Origin of the sequence: Flagellimonas crocea, assembly GCF_033441595.1 — a bacterium.
In the GTDB taxonomy this organism is placed as follows: Bacteria; Bacteroidota; Bacteroidia; order Flavobacteriales; family Flavobacteriaceae; genus Flagellimonas; species Flagellimonas crocea.
This window is the reverse complement of sequence record NZ_JAUZVX010000001.1, coordinates 974365-993667: the sequence shown is the minus strand read 5'-3', so window position 1 is coordinate 993667 and position 19303 is coordinate 974365. Positions and strand designations below refer to the sequence as shown.

At 41.6% G+C, this 19303-nt stretch carries 24 protein-coding genes; 14 read left to right on the top strand and 10 right to left on the bottom strand.

Annotation, left to right across the window (positions count from 1 at the left end; all coding sequences use genetic code 11):
* Window positions 1-58: 58 nt before the first annotated feature.
* Window positions 59-2221, top strand: a complete 2163-nt coding sequence (locus SD449_RS04535) for a TonB-dependent receptor (RefSeq protein ID WP_318309051.1) — start codon at window positions 59-61, stop codon at window positions 2219-2221.
* 1 nt (window position 2222) lies between these two features.
* Here SD449_RS04535 and SD449_RS04530 read toward each other — a convergent pair whose 3' ends face one another.
* Window positions 2223-2645, bottom strand: coding sequence for a DoxX family protein (locus tag SD449_RS04530; protein WP_318309049.1), 423 nt, complete (start codon window positions 2643-2645; stop codon window positions 2223-2225).
* Window positions 2646-2882: 237 nt separating this feature from the next.
* Window positions 2883-3353, bottom strand: a complete 471-nt coding sequence (locus SD449_RS04525; RefSeq protein WP_318309048.1) for a GNAT family N-acetyltransferase — start codon at window positions 3351-3353, stop codon at window positions 2883-2885.
* 274 nt (window positions 3354-3627) lie between these two features.
* On the opposite strand from SD449_RS04525, the gene SD449_RS04520 reads away from it, so the two are divergent.
* The gene (locus SD449_RS04520) at window positions 3628-5415 is read left to right on the top strand and encodes a PorP/SprF family type IX secretion system membrane protein (RefSeq protein ID WP_318309047.1); all 1788 of its coding nucleotides are present in this window, start codon (window positions 3628-3630) and stop codon (window positions 5413-5415) included.
* Window positions 5416-5423: 8 nt separating this feature from the next.
* Here the strand turns inward: SD449_RS04520 and SD449_RS04515 are convergent, their stop codons facing one another.
* Window positions 5424-6035: an FMN-binding negative transcriptional regulator gene (locus SD449_RS04515; RefSeq protein ID WP_318309046.1), complete on the bottom strand. Its 612-nt coding sequence runs from the start codon at window positions 6033-6035 to the stop codon at window positions 5424-5426.
* 175 nt (window positions 6036-6210) lie between these two features.
* Between SD449_RS04515 and SD449_RS04510 the strand changes: the two genes are divergently transcribed.
* The 8 genes from SD449_RS04510 (at window position 6211) to SD449_RS04475 (ending at window position 10807) form a co-directional block, all read left to right on the top strand.
* Window positions 6211-6834, top strand: coding sequence for a tetratricopeptide repeat protein (locus tag SD449_RS04510; RefSeq protein ID WP_318309045.1), 624 nt, complete (start codon window positions 6211-6213; stop codon window positions 6832-6834).
* 6 nt (window positions 6835-6840) lie between these two features.
* A complete protein-coding gene (locus tag SD449_RS04505; protein WP_318309044.1) occupies window positions 6841-8169 on the top strand; it encodes a 2TM domain-containing protein in 1329 nt (442 codons plus the stop codon).
* Window positions 8170-8430: 261 nt separating this feature from the next.
* Complete coding sequence (locus SD449_RS04500) at window positions 8431-8709, top strand: 2TM domain-containing protein (RefSeq protein ID WP_318309043.1); 279 nt, start codon at window positions 8431-8433, stop codon at window positions 8707-8709.
* A gap of 44 nt (window positions 8710-8753) precedes the next feature.
* Entirely contained in the window at window positions 8754-9056 is a 303-nt protein-coding gene (locus SD449_RS04495; RefSeq protein WP_318309042.1) for a 2TM domain-containing protein, read from the top strand.
* Between the two features lie 2 nt (window positions 9057-9058).
* Window positions 9059-9364, top strand: a complete 306-nt coding sequence (locus tag SD449_RS04490) for a 2TM domain-containing protein (protein WP_318309041.1) — start codon at window positions 9059-9061, stop codon at window positions 9362-9364.
* A 1-nt stretch (window position 9365) separates the two neighbouring features.
* Window positions 9366-9698, top strand: a complete 333-nt coding sequence (locus SD449_RS04485) for a 2TM domain-containing protein (protein ID WP_318309039.1) — start codon at window positions 9366-9368, stop codon at window positions 9696-9698.
* Between the two features lie 5 nt (window positions 9699-9703).
* Complete coding sequence (locus SD449_RS04480) at window positions 9704-10021, top strand: 2TM domain-containing protein (protein WP_318309038.1); 318 nt, start codon at window positions 9704-9706, stop codon at window positions 10019-10021.
* Between the two features lie 30 nt (window positions 10022-10051).
* On the top strand, window positions 10052-10807 hold the full coding sequence (locus tag SD449_RS04475; protein ID WP_318309037.1) for a LytR/AlgR family response regulator transcription factor: 756 nt from the start codon (window positions 10052-10054) through the stop codon (window positions 10805-10807).
* A 90-nt stretch (window positions 10808-10897) separates the two neighbouring features.
* Here the strand turns inward: SD449_RS04475 and SD449_RS04470 are convergent, their stop codons facing one another.
* Window positions 10898-12088 (bottom strand): LETM1-related biofilm-associated protein, encoded by a 1191-nt coding sequence (locus SD449_RS04470; RefSeq protein ID WP_318309036.1) that lies wholly within the window; start codon window positions 12086-12088, stop codon window positions 10898-10900.
* Window positions 12089-12254: 166 nt separating this feature from the next.
* Here SD449_RS04470 and SD449_RS04465 point away from each other — a divergent pair, with 166 nt between their 5' ends.
* The 3 genes from SD449_RS04465 to SD449_RS04455 all read left to right on the top strand — a co-directional run bounded on the left by SD449_RS04465 (window position 12255) and on the right by SD449_RS04455 (window position 15035).
* Window positions 12255-12947, top strand: a complete 693-nt coding sequence (locus SD449_RS04465) for a DUF4331 family protein (protein WP_318309035.1) — start codon at window positions 12255-12257, stop codon at window positions 12945-12947.
* Window positions 12948-12966: 19 nt separating this feature from the next.
* A complete protein-coding gene (locus SD449_RS04460) occupies window positions 12967-13680 on the top strand; it encodes a DUF4331 family protein (RefSeq protein ID WP_318309034.1) in 714 nt (237 codons plus the stop codon).
* 65 nt (window positions 13681-13745) lie between these two features.
* Window positions 13746-15035, top strand: coding sequence for a tetratricopeptide repeat protein (locus SD449_RS04455; protein ID WP_318309032.1), 1290 nt, complete (start codon window positions 13746-13748; stop codon window positions 15033-15035).
* Between the two features lie 97 nt (window positions 15036-15132).
* Here SD449_RS04455 and SD449_RS04450 read toward each other — a convergent pair whose 3' ends face one another.
* Window positions 15133-15672, bottom strand: coding sequence for a mechanosensitive ion channel family protein (locus SD449_RS04450; protein WP_318309031.1), 540 nt, complete (start codon window positions 15670-15672; stop codon window positions 15133-15135).
* Between the two features lie 70 nt (window positions 15673-15742).
* Between SD449_RS04450 and SD449_RS04445 the strand changes: the two genes are divergently transcribed.
* Window positions 15743-16723 carry a CorA family divalent cation transporter gene (locus SD449_RS04445; protein ID WP_318309030.1) on the top strand — a complete coding sequence of 327 codons (981 nt, stop codon included), beginning with the start codon at window positions 15743-15745 and terminating at the stop codon, window positions 16721-16723.
* Between the two features lie 7 nt (window positions 16724-16730).
* On the opposite strand, the gene SD449_RS04440 is transcribed toward SD449_RS04445, so the two are convergent.
* The 5 genes from SD449_RS04440 to SD449_RS04420 are packed head-to-tail and all read right to left on the bottom strand — an operon-like array spanning window position 16731 to window position 19253.
* A complete protein-coding gene (locus SD449_RS04440) occupies window positions 16731-17528 on the bottom strand; it encodes an anti-sigma factor (protein ID WP_404828020.1) in 798 nt (265 codons plus the stop codon).
* Between the two features lie 2 nt (window positions 17529-17530).
* Window positions 17531-18058 (bottom strand): RNA polymerase sigma factor, encoded by a 528-nt coding sequence (locus SD449_RS04435; protein WP_318309027.1) that lies wholly within the window; start codon window positions 18056-18058, stop codon window positions 17531-17533.
* 38 nt (window positions 18059-18096) lie between these two features.
* On the bottom strand, window positions 18097-18399 hold the full coding sequence (locus SD449_RS04430) for a GNAT family N-acetyltransferase (protein WP_318309026.1): 303 nt from the start codon (window positions 18397-18399) through the stop codon (window positions 18097-18099).
* Window positions 18400-18416: 17 nt separating this feature from the next.
* On the bottom strand, window positions 18417-18614 hold the full coding sequence (locus SD449_RS04425) for a (4Fe-4S)-binding protein (RefSeq protein ID WP_318309024.1): 198 nt from the start codon (window positions 18612-18614) through the stop codon (window positions 18417-18419).
* 51 nt (window positions 18615-18665) lie between these two features.
* Window positions 18666-19253, bottom strand: a complete 588-nt coding sequence (locus SD449_RS04420; protein WP_318309022.1) for a superoxide dismutase family protein — start codon at window positions 19251-19253, stop codon at window positions 18666-18668.
* Window positions 19254-19303 lie beyond the last annotated feature (50 nt).

Below are 19303 nucleotides of genomic sequence, written 5' to 3'. Positions count from 1 at the left end.
TTTTGGTTTGGCAACATGGCTTGGGACAATTTTGCGTCATCAATCAAAAAGAACAGTCATGAAAACACTCATCAATCTAACCTTATTATTATTTACCGTGGGTACCGGTATTGCACAACAGACCATTACCGGAAAGGTTACGGACAACAAAAACAACCCTATTGAAGGAGCCAACATTTACCTGGAAGGAACGTACGATGGCGCATCTTCGGATGTCAACGGCCATTTTAGTTTTGAAACCATGGAGCAGGGGACACAGACCTTGGTTGTTTCCATGCTTTCTTTTGAGCCGCACTACGAGGCTGGCGATGTTTCCTTTTTTAAAGACCTTCATATTACATTGGTCGAATCCATTAACTCACTGTCCGGCGTAACCTTGACTGCAGGCACTTTTGAAGCAGGTGATAATTCCAAGGCCTCGGTACTGAAACCATTGGATATTGTTACCACTGCGGGAGCGGCCGGCGATTTTGTAGCCGCTCTGCAGACCTTGCCGGGTACTACCACGGTTAATGAAGATGGCCGATTGTTCGTAAGAGGGGGCACAGCGGATGAGACCCAGGTTTTTATTGATGGTCTCCGTGTTTTTCAACCTTTTAATGCAACCGCGAACAATACCCCGACCCGTGGCAGGTTTTCTCCCTTCCTTTTTAAGGGAATATCTTTTAGCACGGGCGGTTATTCCGCTGAATATGGACAAGCTTTGTCCAGTGTACTTTTATTGAACACTACCGATGTTCCCCTGCAAGAGAAAACGGATATTTCCATCATGAGCGTTGGTGCTGGATTGGGACACACCGAAATTTGGGGAGACCAATCTTTGAGCATCAATACCTCCTACATGAATCTTGCCCCTTATGAGGCGCTTATTCCCTCAACTCAAGGGGTTCGTTGGAAAAGCCCGTACGAATCGGTGTCCGGCGAGGCCGTTTTCAGAAGCAAGGGAGATAGAAGCATGTTTAAGCTCTACACGGGCTTCAATCATTCCAATTTGGACATAGAACAGGAAGATATCAATTTTGATGATTATGTGCGGTTTGGGTTAAGGAACAATAACCTTTACTTCAACAGCTCCTACAAATACTTTTTTGAAAATGATTGGAGCCTTACCTCGGGCGCTTCCATCGCTTGGGATTCCAATAAGCTGGGAATTCAAGAAGACGGGGTGGATGCAAATGAAACATCATCCCACATCAAAGTGAAGGCACATAAAAATTTCAGTAATCGGTATAATCTGAGTTTTGGAGCGGAATATTTCAATACAAATTATGATGAAACCTATTACGATGCCGAAGCCAACGAATACAGCAGTGGTTTTGACGATGGTCTTTGGGCGGCATATGCGGAGACCGATATTTTTTTGAGCAACAAATTTGCTGCAAAAATAGGCGTTCGGGGCACCTACAGCAGCTTGCTGGATGGTTTTGAACTATCACCGCGAATATCACTGGCCTATAAGCCTGGGGAAGATGGACAGTTTTCACTGGCGTATGGCGATTTTTATCAAAGACCACTTTCCGAAGTCATCAAATTTGAAGAAAACCTGAAGATGGAAAAATCATCACACTATATTCTCAACTACCAATATATCAAGAATGGCAAGACCTTGAGGACCGAGCTTTATTTTAAGGACTACGATAGGTTGGTAAAATATGATACCGATATGCCCCAATTCAATTCGGACTTTGCCAATACCGGTAGCGGATATGCAAAGGGAGTGGATATCTTTTGGAGGGACAGCAAAAGCATTGAGAATTTGGATTATTGGTTCTCCTATTCCTATTTGGACACGGAACGTGACTATCGGAATTTTCCTCAAAGGGCGACTCCCAACTTTGCTCCCAAGCACAATGCTTCATTGGTTACCAAATATTGGGTGGACAAGCTACGCTCACAAGTAGGACTGTCCTATTCCTATGGTTCTGGAAGACCATACAACGACCCCAACGCATCGGGTTTTTTGCAGAAAAAAACAAAGTCGTACAACAACCTAAGCTTTAATTGGGCCTATTTGATTGACCAGCAAAAGATTCTGTATTTCTCGGTGAGCAATCTTCTGAGCATCAATAACGTAAGCAATTATCGGTATGCGAACACTCCCAATGTAAACGGGGTGTACGACCGAAGAGCGATTACACCGCCGGCGGATAGCTTTTTCTTCGTTGGGTTTTTCTGGACCATAAGTACGGACAAAAAAAGCAACCAACTTGATAATTTATAGGCTATTGCTGCATTTTAAGGTAATAATCTACGGAGTGTTTCCCGGAACCGAATACCGCAAAAAAGAGACAGAATATAAATACGATAATGGACAGGATCAGATAGTTGCTGTTCATGGTCCCCAAAAAATTGGTGAGAATGGCACCAATAACTATGGGAATTTGGGCCAGGGCCGCCCAGCGGGTAAGCAATCCTACCACTATTAGGATGCCTCCAACAATGTGAGCGGGAACCAAATAATGCAGTATGAGCATACCGCCTGGGATATCTTGGAACGGACGGGCCAATTGCTCCATTTCTTTGAAGTCTGACATGAATTCAATGCCCTTTACAAAAAGAATGATTCCCAGCATGATTCGGAGCAGGTCAAATACTAAATTGGTGTGGGCATTTGCCCATTTATTAAGTTTTTTGATCAGACCCATGGTGGTGTATTGTCAAGTTATAATTTTAAGATACTCATTTTTAATGAGATATGAAATAAATTATAGTTTAAAGGGTCAGACCATGAATGATATACCAAACTGTCAAGGCAGCTAAAGAAAGGTGTTTTATGCGATTTTATCAGAAATATAAGAGTATGTGGAATAATTTACAGGACTTCCTAACACCTCTTGATGAAGACGGAATCGGATGATAAGCCGCACCAAATTGGACTTTCCCTATAACCGGAGAAACATTTGTATATCGCTTCTTGCGTATGGGGATGCGATGGGGACCATTTCCTCAAAACCTAGTTTTCTGTAAAGTGATAGGGCTGGAGCCAATTTTCGATTGCTTTCCAAAAATAGGGTACTGGCGCCCAAGCTCTTTGCCTTTTCAATAATGTGCAGGCCCAAGAGTTTTCCAACCCCTTTTCCTTGGGCTTTAGGGGACACACCCATTTTGGATAGTTCAAAATCAAAACCATCGTAGGAACAGGGAATGAGCGCGCAAACGCCCACGGGTTCCTCATCAATGGTGGCGACGGCAATATAGCCGCCTTTGTCAATAATATTTTCTTTGGGATGATCAAGCGTTTTACGGTCCATTTCCTCAATGGTAAAATACTTTCTTATCCACTCTTCGTTGAGCTCCCTGAAGGCATTTCCATATATTTCGGAATAGGGAACAATACTGATTACTGACTGCATATGGAGAAATGGTTCCGATTTTGGTCATAAAAATAAGTTGAATCCTTAAAATTTCATGAATTCAGATGCAATTTTCATTGGTAAAAACCATGCATCTGTCAATTCGGATAACCGTTCAACGAAAAAATTATCGGTTCAACGATAAAATGTTTAATTTCACATTAGATTTAGTCATAAAATTCTTACAAGTTCCCAAATCTTGCAAAAATGAGACTATTGTTTAGATATAAACCTGTCCCAATCAGGAATATTAACCTACAAATCCCAGTCGGCTATGGAGATAAAACTACCTACGTTTCCCCAAACTACGTTTTCGACCCAATTTAAGCGTTATGTGATTACGCTACTCATCTTACTATTATTTGGCGTTCCCTTGCAAGCGCAAGAAGAGAACACTCCTGATGTAAATTATGATGTTCCGTTTCAAAATCTTTTGAAGTTCAACCGGTTTTTGATCAATCCCACCTTTTCATCTATCAGGGAGGACAAATCTTACATTAACTTTTTTCATCGAAGCCAGAGTGCAGATTTTGCCAACAACCGCCAAAACTACTTTTTAAGTTATAGTGGACGGCTGAACGATAGAATTGGCTTAGGGCTAAGCCTTTACAACCAGCGAGTTGGAATTATCTCCAATTTGGGTGTTATGGCGAATTATTCCCATGGTATCCAGTTGGGCAAAGAAAGCAGCCTAACCTTTGGGGTTAACATCCCTTATTATGTAAGCAGCTATGACCCAAGTAGAGCGATTACGCAGGAAGACGACCCTTTTTTGAGAGAGGCCGAAGAAAGTTCTATTATCTCTTTTCAGCCTGGACTGAACCTAAGTGTGGGCAAATTCGACTTTGGTGTTTTCGCTCAAAATCTGGTGGATTATAATTTGAAATCCGGCAAATCACTTACCGATCTCAACCAGAAGACATTTTCAGGACATATCCAGTACGTCCATGAGTTCGAAAACGGTGGCGGTATTTTTGAGGATAGCAGATTGTTACCTTTGGTAAGGGCCCGTTTTGAAGGCACCGAGGACCCTATTTTTGGAGGGGGGATCATTTTCGACCTTCCCAAACTGGGTTGGATACAAGGAGGGTATGATCAGTTTTATGGTGCATCGGCAGGTACCGGCTTCAATTTGAACCAAAGATTGTCGTTTGGGTATAATTTTGAGAAAAGCTTGAACAACAGTATAGCCAATCTTGGTGTAACGCACGAAATTTCCATAGCCTATTCCTTTGTTCCCAATCTTTCCAAGAACACTTTCGTATCCAATGATGAAAATGAAAAAGAGAAGATTGAGAACACTGCTGTGGCCGATGCGGACAACTCCACGGAAAAGACCGGAGAGAACAGTAAATTGGATGTAGAAACGACCCTGCGTCCAACCAACAAGGAGGAGAGGGCCTATTGGGAAGAGCGCATCGCTCAATTACAGCAAAAGCAAGAGGACAGTTACGCCGTTATTGATGACCTGCTCTACAAAATGGATTCCATGAAACAAAGCAGGGAAGAGGAAATGGAAAAACGTTTTGAAATGGTGATGCGGTTGGTAAAAAGGCACAATGGCGATGATATTCCGGATATAGAGGGCAAAGCCCAGAAACTTTACTTGGCCGACAACAAAGATTTGGATTCCGTATACAATGCCATTGAGGCTTCCACCGAACGGGCACTGGCCCAAAATTCCAAGAAAGCTTCAACAAATGCTGGGACCAAGAACGAGGGAACCTTTCACGGTGGAGCTTTTAAGCCTATAGAGAAATACATCAATCTTGAAGGAGTGGGTCAAGGACATTATATTGTGGCCAACGTTTTTAAGAATGAAACGAACCTCAAAAACTTCATGGAAGACCTTAAGAGCAAGGGACTACAGGCACAATACTTTAAAAATCCGGACAACGGTCTCAACTACGTGTATTTGGCAAAGTATGATGAAAATGAGATGGCCTATGCCGCGTACCAATCAAAAATGCAAGGGAAGTACAAAGGTGAAATTTGGATCATGCATGTAGAAAACCCAAGATATTCCAATTGGGCCGACGCAATTTTTCAGGATATTGAATAAAATAAAGTTTAGGGTGTACGGTCCCTCATTTGCTGGGCAACACCTTGACTCCCATGATCTTGACGTCCCTCCAGTTCCGAGATTATTTTATGATGGTCATCCGTCCTTGTCTGCGATAACTTGTACATTGCCTGTATATCTGAAACTTGGACCGTAAAACCAACAACGCCCTTTACTTGGCGTAACGTTTTCTCGGACATTTGATCAAGGGAGATGGGTTTTTTAGATTGCTTCTCGTACTTGTTTACCAATCGGTGCATGGAAGCCATGGTTTCTTCTTCCGTCAATACTTTCAAGGTTCCGTATACATGTACGGCAATATAGTTCCATGTGGGCACTTCCTCTTTTTTGTACCAAGATGATGAGACATAGGCGTGCGGACCATTAAAAATGCACAGCACTTCAGCCTTGTCCGTAAAATGTTTCCATTGCGGATTCGCCTTGGCAATATGACCTGTCAAAATATCCTTTCCAAACTCGTCGGTTTCCAGTTCCAAAGGAATATGGGTGCCCCAAGGTTTGCCGTTCACAATGTTGATCAAAATTCCGAAGCTGTTGTTTTTCAAGAAATTTTTGATTTCCTCGATATCATCATTGTTGTAATGTGGTGGTATGTACATGGTCTTAATTTTGGAACTTGTCGCTAAAATATTAATTAATGGGTTGATGTTTTACAGTTCATCCTAGAATGTTTACAGTTCGGTAACCCTTCTTTTTTTTAATACAACATCCGAACCAACTTTGGACCATCATTAACGCATCCTGGAACAATTTCGGGACCAAAAAACGACAGTCATGAAAAATTTGATTTTAACAATGGTATTGCTAGGAGCCTCTTTTGTAAACGCACAGGACCGATACACCAAAGGTATGGAACAGGCATTTGCTTTGTGGCAGGACCAAAAGCCCGTGGAAGCATCAAACCTATTTGAAAGAATCGCCACGGCGGAGCCGGACAAATGGTTGCCCTACTACTATGTTTCCCAAGTGAACACGGTTATTTCCTTTGGGGAAAAAGATGAGGAAAAACTGAGCAAGCAACTAGCAAAGGCCAAGGAATTTTTGGATGTGGCCAAGGCCATTTCCCCGGACAATCCGGAAATCCTGATTCAGGAAGCACTCATAAACACGGCTTGGATCGCTTTTGATGGGGCAACCTACGGCATGGCCCTTTCACCAAAAAATGCACAACTCTATCAAAAGGCCATGGAACTTGAGCCCAACAACCCCAGGGTAATCCTTTCCAAAGCGGAATGGGACATGGGTGCAGCACGTTATTTTGGCAAGGACACCACCCCATATTGTAAAGATGTGGAAAGGGCCTTGGAACTTTTTGCTACCTTTAAATCCGAAACACCTTTCTACCCATCTTGGGGCGAAGAAAGGGCAAAGGAAGTTTTGGCAAGCTGCGGTAAATAGAACAACATGAAGCTCCTGATCAAAGAACTTATAAAAGCATTTTTAGTGGGGATGGCTATTTTTATAGTTTTTCTCATTATTTTCTTTATCAAAGGGTGGGATCTCACTTATCAGCAGTTGTGGAAAGAGTTCTGGGAGAGCATGATATTCTCCATGATCATATATCTTTTCAATGCGGCCTCGTTCATTCTTTTGATGCGCAAGTACGATAAGGAGCTGTTCACCAAAAAATATATCGGCTACGGAATCTTGGGAAACATTATTGCTTCCATAGCCGGTATTGTTGTTTCCAGATTGGTATTGTTCGTGTTGGTGTACAAAAAACCGTTAGATCAGTTTATATCCGAGGAGCGCACGGAATACTATCTGAGCTCATTTTTGATTTCGATGGCGGTAGCCATTCTGTTCTATGCCGCCTATTACTATAAGTATTACAAGGAAAAACAGGTAAAGGAACAGAAAATCATAGCAGGGTCGGCATCGGCCCGTTTTGATGCCCTTAAAAATCAGTTAGACCCCCATTTTTTGTTCAACAGCCTTAATGTTTTGACCAGCTTGATAGAGGAAGACCCTCATCAGGCCCAAAACTTTACCACCTCATTGTCCAAGGTCTACCGCTATGTTCTGGAACAGAAAAACAAAGATCTGGTAACGGTGGACGAAGAACTAAAGTTTGCCAGGACCTACGTGAGGCTATTAAAAATGCGTTTTGAGGACAGTATCATCTTTGATATTCCCGATAACAGCTCCCAGCCAGAAGCAAAAATAGTCCCCTTGTCGCTGCAACTTTTATTGGAAAATGCAGTAAAGCACAATGTGGTTACCTCGTCCAGACCGTTGCACATTAAAGTTTTTGAAGAGCGTGGCATGTTGGTGGTAAGCAACAATCTTCAGGAAAAACAGGTTGTGAAAAAAAGCAGTGGGGTAGGGTTGCAGAACATAAAACAACGCTATCAAATTTTGACGGATCGGGAGATGGTCATCAAAAAGTCAGAAAAGGATTTTAGCGTGTTTCTGCCCATGCTCACCCAAAAATACACCGTGCTCGAAACCCAAGAGCATTTTATTGAAGAGAAACGGTACGCAAAGGCCATGAAACGGGTCAAGGAAATCAAGGATTTTTACGGCAACCTTATGGCATACTGTATTATTATTCCTTGCCTCTGGTGGCTCAATTTTCGTACCACCGACTTTTTATGGGCTTTTTTCCCGACCATCGGGTGGGGACTTGGTTTGACCGCACATGGAATGGCCGCCTTTGGTTATAACCCTTTATGGGGAAAACGCTGGGAAGAACGCAAGATCAGGGAGCTTATGGAAAAGGATGATTTTTAGAATTCCGTACTCATCATAGGTTGAATATAATTTGGACTTACATCGAAACTGCCAAGTCTCCCTTCGCCCTTAATTTCACCTTTAACATCAACCCTCAACCCTCAACCCTCAACCCTCAACCACCAACCCTCAATCCTCAATCCTCTATCCTTACCCAATACAATTCATCCCATTAAAATTACAGTTCGGGAACTCGCTTTTCTTTTGCCCCCATCTTATTCGGAAATTTGAAGTATAATCAAAATAAAAATCGAACAGATCATGAAAAATACAAACGAAGACCGCTACATAAAGGCAAGAAAAAAGGTAGAGCGCATTAAATGCTTTTATCACAACTTGACAGCCTACTGCGTTATTATTCCATTCTTGGTGTTCATCAACATGAGAACTACGGATATCCCCTGGTCAGTTTTTCCCGCAATAGGATGGGGCATGGGACTCGTAGTTCAGTGGATGGCAGCATATGGGCACGACCCTCTTTTTGGAAAAGATTGGGAAGAGCGTAAGATTCAGGAGTTTATGAACGACAAGGAATTCTAATAATGAGTATTTTTAAATACCACATCACAACAAACAACAGTGTTATGGAAAATTTGGACAAAGAGAATAAATACATACGTGCCAGGGAGCGGGTGGAAGAGCTCAAAAAGTTTTATGGAAATCTAACTTCATACGTATTGGTAATAACCGGTCTTGCACTTATCAATTATTTTACTACCGGCTTTGGCTATATGTGGTTTTTATGGGCGGCCTTTGGATGGGGCATCGGTATAGTTTTCCATGCCATGAAAACGTTTGATCTTAACCCGTTTTTTGGCAAACAATGGGAAAAACGAAAAATTGAAGAATTTATTAGAAAGGACGAACAGGACAACAAATGGAAATAATTATGGAAAATTTTGATAAAGAGAAATACAAAAGGGCCAAGAAAAGGGTCGATGAGATGAAGGGGTTTTATATACATTTGGCCATCTATTTGGTCATTAACGCCTTCATTTTGGTCAATTTATCCTTCAATACGGATAACTTTTGGAAATGGGAACATTTTATAACATTGTTTGCATGGGGACTGGGTATTTTGTTCCATGCATCCAAAACCTTTGGGTTCAATCCATTTTTGGGGAAAAATTGGGAGGAACGCCAAATAAAAAAGTACATGGAAGAGGACAAAAAGGAAATGAACAAATACAAGTGATATGACTTACGACCAAACTTCCTTGGAAACCGCCAAGAAAAGAGTCAAGGAGCTCAAAGGATACTACAGGCACATTCTGATCTTTGTTGTGGTAAATGGGTTTCTATACCTCCTAAAGATCGGAGCACTTAATTCGGTATTACCCGATGCATTTCCCAAGGAGTCCTATTACTACGATTGGATTACCACTAACATTTTAATTTGGGCTCTGATTTTATTGGTACATACCCTTATCATCCTTCGTAACAAATTCACTTTTTTCAGAAAGTGGGAAGAAAGGCAAATTCAAAAATACGTGGATGAGGATAGGGAAAAAGTGGAAAAATATAAATGAAGGCCATGAACAACAGGACCATTTTTGAAAATGCCCAACAAAAGGTAAGGGCATTGAAAAGATTTTATACTCATTTGGTGGAATTCTGTCTTGTAACCATCTTTTTATTGGTGGTAAAAGAAGACATCGTGCAATGGGTGTCAAAAAAGAGCAGCAATACAGATGAAGGATTTTTGAGGTGGTTGGATTGGAATATTTTGGCGATTCCCATAATTTGGGCAGTCGTAATTGCAGTTCATGGACTCAAAACCATCAGGATCCCGATCTTGAAAAACTGGGAAGAGCGACAAATAAATAAAATTCTTGAGAAAGATTACAGGTAAAAACACCAACCCGACCAAAACAGAAATTAAATGAATGTCCTTATCATAGAAGATGAAAAACCGGCAGCAAGACGATTGTCGAGATTGCTTTCAGAATTGCAAATAGAGGTCTCCAATATGCTGCATTCCGTTGAAGATTCCATAGCTTGGTTCCAAGACAACCCGCACCCCGATCTGATCTTTTTGGACATACAATTATCGGACGGTCTTTCCTTTGAAATATTCGATGCCGTAGAGGTAAAAAGTGCCATCATTTTCACTACTGCTTTTGACGAATATGCACTCCAAGCATTCAAGCTGAACAGCATCGATTATTTACTGAAACCCATCGATGAGGAAGAGCTGGAAAGTGCCGTAAAAAAGTATCAAAAATTCAAGCCGGAAAACCGAAAAATACCTATCGATTTCAACGACATAAAAAACCTTTTGGTGAACCCCTTGGAACGCGAATATAAAAAGCGTTTTACGGCGAGGGTCGGACAACATTTAAAAATCATTAATGCAGATGATGTGGAATGTTTTTACAGTGAAAACAAAGGTACCTATGCAGCCACGTCGGATGGTAGAAATTATTTGTTGGATACTACATTGGAGCAATTGGAGGAGGAACTGGAGCCACAAAAATTTTTCAGGGTGAGCAGGAAGTTCTATGTGAACATCAATCACATCGGGGACATCATTTCATACACTAATTCACGTCTTCAAATCAAGATGAACCGCTTTTTGGAGCATGAGATCATTGTAAGTAGGGAGCGGGTAAGAGACTTTAAGCTTTGGTTGGAGTAAATAATTCCAATAATCTGAATTTCAATTATTAATATTAAAATAAAAACCTATCATAAGTTTTTCTTATAGTAGGTTTTTTGGTTAAAAATGCTACTTTTTGTCGATGCGGTTGTCATCAAATGCAGAGGGAAGTAGTTTGGGAATCAATTTAATAAAAATGGGCAATAATATGGCTCCTCCGGGCAACATAAAAATCGCCAAAGATGGGATGCTCTTAAAAATATCCAACAGTTGATTCTGTACTTTTTTCTTTTCTTCAGGGCTCAGATCTTTCACCGTTGACTTGGATAAAAGGGAAACCAATTCCCTACTTTCGGTAAGTTCCTTTTTTAATCTTTTGCTGTTTCGCAAGATAAGTTTGCTCACATTTTTGGACATTCCATCATAGAATTGGGCCGCTAGATTTTGGTTGTTCAGATAGGCAATTTTATCCTTGTTTTGTTCGAAAAAATCCTTCACAAAATCCAACTCAAAATCCATCTCTTTTTTGGACTTGCCAAGGTCTTTTGCCAAGCCAAAAATATAGTCGGTCTCGGTGTAGTCCAACGTCTTGTCCTCCCATATCGTCAAGCATGCCATATCAAGAAAATAATCCTTCTCGTGCTCGGTGAAATTTCGGTTCAATAAATCCGAATAATCACCCTCAAATTTGGCCTTGTCAAGATCCACATAGGTCAATGAAGAACCCAGCAACTGAATCAATTTTGCATCCGATTCATGGGTCTGTTTGGAATTGAGTGCATGGTAAACAATGTTGATGGTGACGTACTCCAAAAGCTGTGCATGTTCCATGATATTTCTATCCCCTTTTAGATAGACCATAAAGATGAGGATATCGACATAGAGCAACGAATTGGTCAGACTATTTCCAAGGGCCCTACTAAAAGTATTGTCGCTTAAATAGATTCTGGAGTCAATCAATTTTTCCAGCTGGGATTCTGTTTTCGACCCGGTCAATATTTTGTTCAAAAAAGAAATCCGACTGACATCCAGCGATTGGTAGTACTCAAAAACTTTGTTCACGAAAGCCTCAAAGTCTGTTTTGCCCACTTCAAACACATAGGTATAATACAAAGCGGTAAGCAGGTTGATCTTTGCAATTTCATCTTCACTCAAGGCATGTTCCACTTCAATAAAGGAAGGAATGTCCAAGTGAACGCCATAGATAAAACCATATCGTTTGAGTTCCTTGTACAGACTATTGAAATCTTTAAAGGTAGAAGGTTCTTGGTCTACAAGATGACCAAATTTATTTATCCATCCAGAGGCAGAAGGGTTCATGTATAGGTATTGAACCGTCAAAGTAAAACAAATTATTCGAGATTCTTAAAGCCCTCTTGAAACAGTCCATCATAAAAACGTTAAGATAATTTTAACAAATCAAAACCAAACCACCCCTTAAAAGGTTCCGTAGGTAGGGGTGTAACAAACATTAAAAACAAGTATCATGAAAAAAACAATGAAATACGTATTAGGCTTGAGCACCTTGGCCGTTGCCGCTACCATTTTGGTTTCGGCGGACCATATAGATGCACCCTCGTCCGCAGGGACTACGGCCGATATTGCAGATTTTTATGCCTTTGAACCCAGTGAAGGTTCCGACAATACCGTTTTTGTGGTAGATCTCCAGTCAGATGTACTTCCGGAGTTGGCCTATGGAACTTTTGATGAGGATGTGCTTACCGAGATCAACATTGATTTGGATGGCGATTTGGTAGAAGACCAGGTTATCCAAGCCATTGCAAGGGAAGGGAAAATGTACTTTTTTGGACCGGTTGCCCCATCGCAAACAGGATTGAGCAGCCAAGTTTATACCGATGCGCCTTTGGGCAGTGTGGAAATATCCGGCAGTACCGCGATTATGGAGACCACAACTGACGGGGTGTCCCTTTTTGCAGGTCCAAGACAAGACCCTTTCTTTTTTGACTTTTTCCAGTTCAATGCGGTAATATCCCCAGAATTGGATTCGGCACCGGGTGGATTTTTGCCCCCAGAAGAAGCAGCGGACACCTTTGATGGAGCAAACACGCTATCTATTGTGGTGGAAATCCCAAACAGCATGTTGGGAACACCAACGGCCACCAATGCCCTTGGATTATCGGTTTACAAAACTTGGGTAACTACGAACAGAAAACAATAAGAAACTTTAAATCTATATTATGAAACTTAAACAATCTTTATATACAACCGCACTTATTCTTGGCTTTGGCTTGGTAGTGGGCTGTAGCAACGACGACAACGGAACCTACATGGACGATGAAATGATGATGGAGGAAGAAATGATGGAAGTTGATTTTTCCGGAACATTTTCCCAAGTGGACCATATTGGTCGCCCGGGTATAAACACCACATTGAGTTTTGATATGGAAGGTGAAGCGAGCGTAAAAGATGCTCATAACACCACCATTCCCTCAGAAATGAGCGCCGCATTTCAAGCAGGCTTTCAGGCCAGATTGGAGCAGTACCACGATGTGTACGCCCTTAAATTGGGATTGGACCCAGCCGATGTAAACTATGAGAACAACATTCTAGGATTGGATGCCGCAACCTTGACCACGGTATTGGCGGCCGACGTTCTGGAAGTTTCTCCGGACCTACCAACAACATACTTTAATCCAGGTACCGATTTTGACAATGATGGCAGGATATTGGTTCCCGATGGGGATGAAGTTGCATTAACGGGAAGACATCCGAACGATGATATTATCGATGTTTCTTTGATCTTGTTTTTCGGAGGCATGGAAGGAGACCGTTTTAGTGGACAGGACCTAAATGATGACGGAATGGCCGATCTTCCACGATTAACATCTGATGGAGTGGCCCTGACTGCCAATATTTCCAGCACGTTCCCATATTTGGGAGCACCCGAGTAATTGCTATGAAAGGGAATCAGGGGAAGGGATACTTTCCTTCCCCATTTTTTACTAAAAACAATATCATGAAAACAACAATACAATACATTTTAGCACCGCTTGTCGCGATATTTTTGGTGTCCTGCCAAGAGCAGAAAACCGAATTCCAAACGGACAAAAAGGATTATGATAAGTACTTGTCCTCCGAACCCATGGAGGCTACTTCAAAATATTATAAACTTTGGAACGACAAAATACAACCGGATAGCCTACAATTGCTGAGTTTGGGCAATGTAGCCAGCGAATACAGCCGTTTTTTTAAGGGAACAGGAGAAGTCGCCTACCTAAAAGATGCGGAACAATTGCTTAAGAAAGCAGTAGAAATAGCGGCGGTCGGCAAACCGGGATACCTTCGTGCCCTAGCGAGAAACTACATTTCCCAACACAGGTTCTGGGAAGCTCTGGATTTAGCGGAACAGGCTAGAACCTTCGGTAGTGGAATCAAGGAAACACAGGGCCTATTGTTTGATCTGCATATGGAACTGGGCAACTATAACACCGCCAATTCATATTTGGACAGTATTCGGGACATGTCCGATTTTGGCTACTTGATCCGTGTCGCCAAATGGAACGATCACAAAGGAGATTTGGACACCGCCATCGAGTTTATGGAAAAGGCAAATGCAAAAGCGGAATCTTCCAAAAGAAGGCATCTGCGGATATGGTCCTACACGAATCTAGCCGATTTTTATGGTCATGCAGGTCGTATTGAGGAATCTTATAAATTCTATCTCAAGGCATTGGAACTTGATCCTAAAAATTCCTATGCAAAAAAAGGGATTGCTTGGATCGTTTATTCCCACGAAAGAAATGGTACCGAAGCACTGAGAATCTTGGATTCCATCATCAAAAAGAACAAATCCCCGGAATATTACCTCCTCAAAGCTGAAGTGGCGGCCTTTTTGAAAGATGATATAATCAGGGTGCAGTCTTTGGACAATTATTACAAGACCGTTGAAAACAATAAGGACTACGGCGATATGTACAATGCCTACAACGTGGACTTTTTGTTGAGCATGGATGTTGAAAAAAAGGCATTTAAGTTGGCACAACAAGAAGTCAGGAACCGACCCACGCCCGAATCCTATGGATTGCTGGCCTATAGCTTGTTGCATATGGGAGAGAAAAAGAAGGCCTTGCAACTTATTGAGGAGCACGTAGTGAACGCTACGTATGAACCTGCCATTTTACAGCAAGCCGCAGAAATCTACAAGGCCAATGGCCAAAAAGAAAAAGTGGACCGGTTAAAACAAGAATTGATGAGTGCTTCCTATGAATTGGGACCAATGAAAGAAGCTAAAATAGTGAGTCTGTAGACATTTCCCCTGTCAAGAACAAGGTTGGGTGTTGACAAGCCCCTGGCTTGGTTGTTGTTTTTAGGTGCGCCATGGCTTAAAAAGCCATGGCGTTTTTTTAGTCATTTTGCAAAGGGTCGTCAGGTTCTTTTTTTTCCTCCTGTAAAATTTCGATACCCTTCTGTATCACCAAATTGGTAGGAATGGTGATGCGTTTACCTTCATCGGTGCGCATAAAAAGATAAAATCCGCTGATGTCCTCAACTTTCCCGGTCCAATCAAAATCCTTGTCCATCACCCGGATTCTATCGCCCAAGCGTAAAGGATGGTTGAAAAACAATATTACACTGGCCGTTAAATTGGATAGAATGGACCACTGTGCCACAAAACCGACCCCAAGGATAGCCAAAATAGAGGATATAAAAACGGAAAATTCCTCCATGTTCACACCCCAAATCAACGATATTCCCACGAAGGCCACTAAGTAGAACAACAGATTGCTCAGGTAAAAAATGATTTTTCTGCTGTTCATGTCAATGGAACTGGTCCTACCAAAGCGCCTAATGGCTCTTTTGGTCAGCGAGTTTAGGGCTATAATGATGGCCAACAGGATAACGGTGAATAAAATCTCTGTTTTGAACGACGTCGTGTCAAACATAATGGTTCTTAGTAAATTTGATTTAACTTAAGAATCTAAACTACAAATAAACCCTTTCATTTTTTACGACATGGCAACAGATTTTGAAGAAAATTCATGGGTGATAAATTACTCACCGGATAATTACTATAACAGAAAATTCTCTTTGGAAGAAGATCTGCTGCTTTCCAAAGGAGATAAGTCCATTACTTGGATCAATACCTATGGACTTGAATATATGGATGAGTTTAGGCAGATGGTCGACGGAAACGAACTGGACGATTTTTTGCTCAGGCTTTTATTGAACCAAAAATTGGGCAACAAGGTGATTGTACTGGAAGACCAGCTTTTTATAGCCGCCCGAATCCTGAAAACGGAACACCACAGTATGGAATCCGAGCAAATGTATTTTGTGGTGTCCAAAGATTTCAACTGGTGCATACAAGAAAAACGGGGGGATCATTTTGACTGGATACGGCAACGTATTTTTGAAAACAAAGGTATCATCAGAAAAAAAAGGGCAGATTATCTGCTGTTCTTTATTCTGGAAACCCTGATCACGAACTATAAAGACAAGTATGAAGAAAGTGTGATCATGGAGAACGCATTGGATGCCATTGTAAAAAGGGAACCCACACCAGAGTTTATGTTCGAGGTGGAGCAGAAGAAGGCCATCATCCAGGATTTTAAAAAGGCCTCACATGGACTCCGGGACATAATCGTAAAGTTGGAAAGGGTCCAGGTAAAAGGTTTCCATACCAAATATTTTAGCGAGCTCAGGGAACAGATCAATGGGCTTATTGCCGATATTGATTCGGATATAATGGAGCTGGAAAGTCAGATCAACTTATTCTTCAGTGTACAAGGGCATCGTTTAAACGAGGTAATGAAGACGTTGACCATTTTTTCCGTGGTATTTATTCCCCTTACATTTTTGGCCGGCATCTATGGGATGAACTTCGAATATATGCCCGAATTGAAATCACGTTATGGATATTTTATTCTATTGGGGGTAATGCTCGTGGTGACCATTATATCCGTCATCATTTTTAAAAGAAAAAAATGGTTTTAGACCGATTTTAAGCACCTACGGCACCTAGCGTGTAGAGTTGTTCCAATGTTGGGGTCTCGCTTCCGCCCTCGGGCTCCAATGTAATTCCGAATGCTTCGGATTCGTTGGCATTTTCCAAAGTAAAGAGTCTTGAGTCCTGTGATGCAAAATCATCCAATAGGCCTAGACTGGTAGGGGTAAGAGGGTCCAGTTTTAAGGACCACACCTGATAGGTAAAGCCATCTGGTGGTTCAGGAAGTCCCTGTGCATCGATAATGACCTTGCTTTCTTCTTTGTTCCAATAGGCTTTGGCATAAGAAGATGGCGATACCGTTTGTCCTCCCAGGGCAATTACGGTCACATTTTTGTCCCTGATTTCTTGCAGTAGGGTTTCTTTTGAAGTAATTTCTTCTTGAGTGTCCGATAGGATATCCTCCAGACTCTGTTTTTCTTGATTGGTCAGTTCTATTTCGGACTTCAATTTGGAGTTCTCCGTATACATCCAGAACAATCCAACAGCCAACAAAATGGATGCTGCCCAGCCCAGATAACTGCCCCATGATGTTTTTCTTTCAGAGGAAGCTTGTGGGGCGAACGGAATAACATCGTCCAGTTCCTCCTTGATTTTCGCAAAACCATCCTGTGGCATTTTTGGAGAAGCAGCAGCTGTGAGTTTCAAAATGGCCTTTTCTATGGCTTCTATCTCTTTTCTGATTTCGGGATATTGAATAGCATAGTGCTGCACCTCAAGATTTTCTTCAGGGGACAATGCTCCAGCAACGTAGAGTTCCAATTTTCCAGACGCTATGTACTCGTTCACATCTATGCTCATGCCATATTTTTTCTAATGTTCGAAATACAGCTTCTTATCCTTGTTTTTATGGTCCCGACCGGAGTATTCAGTTCCTTGGCCGCTTCTTTTTGCGTATATCCTTTAAAATAAAGCATATCTATCAGCAAAATACATTTGTCCTTAAGCCCCTTTAATAGGGATTGAAGGCCTATGGTATCCATTCTGCCGTTCAAATCTTCGCTGTTTTCAAAAATACCTACGAGAGAATCAACAGGAAGGTTCTTTTTTTGGTTTTTATAGGTTTTTGAGCGCACTTCGTCGATTGCAGCGTTCCTCGCTATGTTCAATACCCAGGTAAAAAAACGACCCTTGGAGGCATCATACTGGTCCGACCGCTCCCAAATTTTCAAAAAAACGTCTTGGCAAATCTCTTGGGAACGCTCTGCATCCTTAAGAATGACATTGATAACCCCACAGATATTCTCCGCATACATGTGATATAAGGCCTCGAAGGCTGCCTTATCCTTATTCTGAAATTGTTCTATGAGGTTGTCCAATTGCATTGCCAGTTGGCTAAAATATAAAATTGATTGTTGTTATTCTATTCAATGTTTATCCCTTTCATCACCAGCGTTTTCCATTCGGGATGTTGTTGCAGATACTTGGCAACAAAGGGACACAAAGGTATAAGTGTCCAATTTTCTTTTTTGATATGTTCCAAGGTTTGTTTGATGAGCTCCGAACCGATTCCTTGGCCTTCATGACCTTGGGGGACTTCGGTATGGGTAAGGTATATTTTTTCTTTGGCCTTGATATATTCAATTTTTGCAATGTCCCCATTTTCCAGTTCGAACTGAAATCTTTTGGCAGATTCGTTGTCTACAAGTTGATAGTTGTTCTCCACAATTTATTGGTGATAATTTAGCGATAGCTCAGCGCGCCGGAGGGACACTTTGAGATTTGATGTTTCAATGCTTCGGTAGATGCGTTTTCAGCTTTTATCCAAGGTCTTTCTTTAGGGTTGTATACGTTTGGCAGCATTTTTACGCAAATTCCGGCATGTTGGCAAAGTTCGGGTTTCCAGATTACGGAAATTTCCCCGTTCGAATATTCTTTCATAGTTGAATAAATAAAAAAGAGCTGCACTAGGGCAGCTCTTAAGCACTTTTTTTATTGGATAATACCGGTACAGGCAATTCTTGCACCAGCGGCACCCGAAGGTTGTGATGTATAATCATCGGTTCCTTGATGTACGATCACGGCTTTTCCTAAAATATCCTTTTTCTCATCACCGCAGCCAATGCACCATTCGTCGGTAGAAAACTCAACTGTGGCATTTCCATCGGCATCTGCCGTAAAATTACCAATGTCTCCCTTGTGGTACCCTTCTTCAGCGCCCCATTTTCCATGTGGTTCATGGGTTGGATTCCAATGGCCACCGGTCGATGTACCATCAGCTGAGGAGCAATCCGCTTTTTCGTGAAGGTGAATGGCATGCTCGCCTTCATCTAGTCCTAAAAAGGTAGCTCTCATGATTACTTCGCCTTCGTCCTGGGTAAACACAACTTCGCCACTTACATTACTATCGCTTTTGGGTTCCATTTCGAAAGTAATGACTTCTGGATCTATTTGTTCTGCCACTTGTTCCACTGTTTCCTCAACCTCTTCGGTTGTTTCTTCAGCTTCTTTCTTTACTTCTTTACAGCTAAATGCTGTTATAAATATTAGCGATAACGCTACTACTTTTATACTTTTCATTAAAATGTGTTTTTAGATTCCCTACTAAGTTAGGCATAATTTGTACAGGT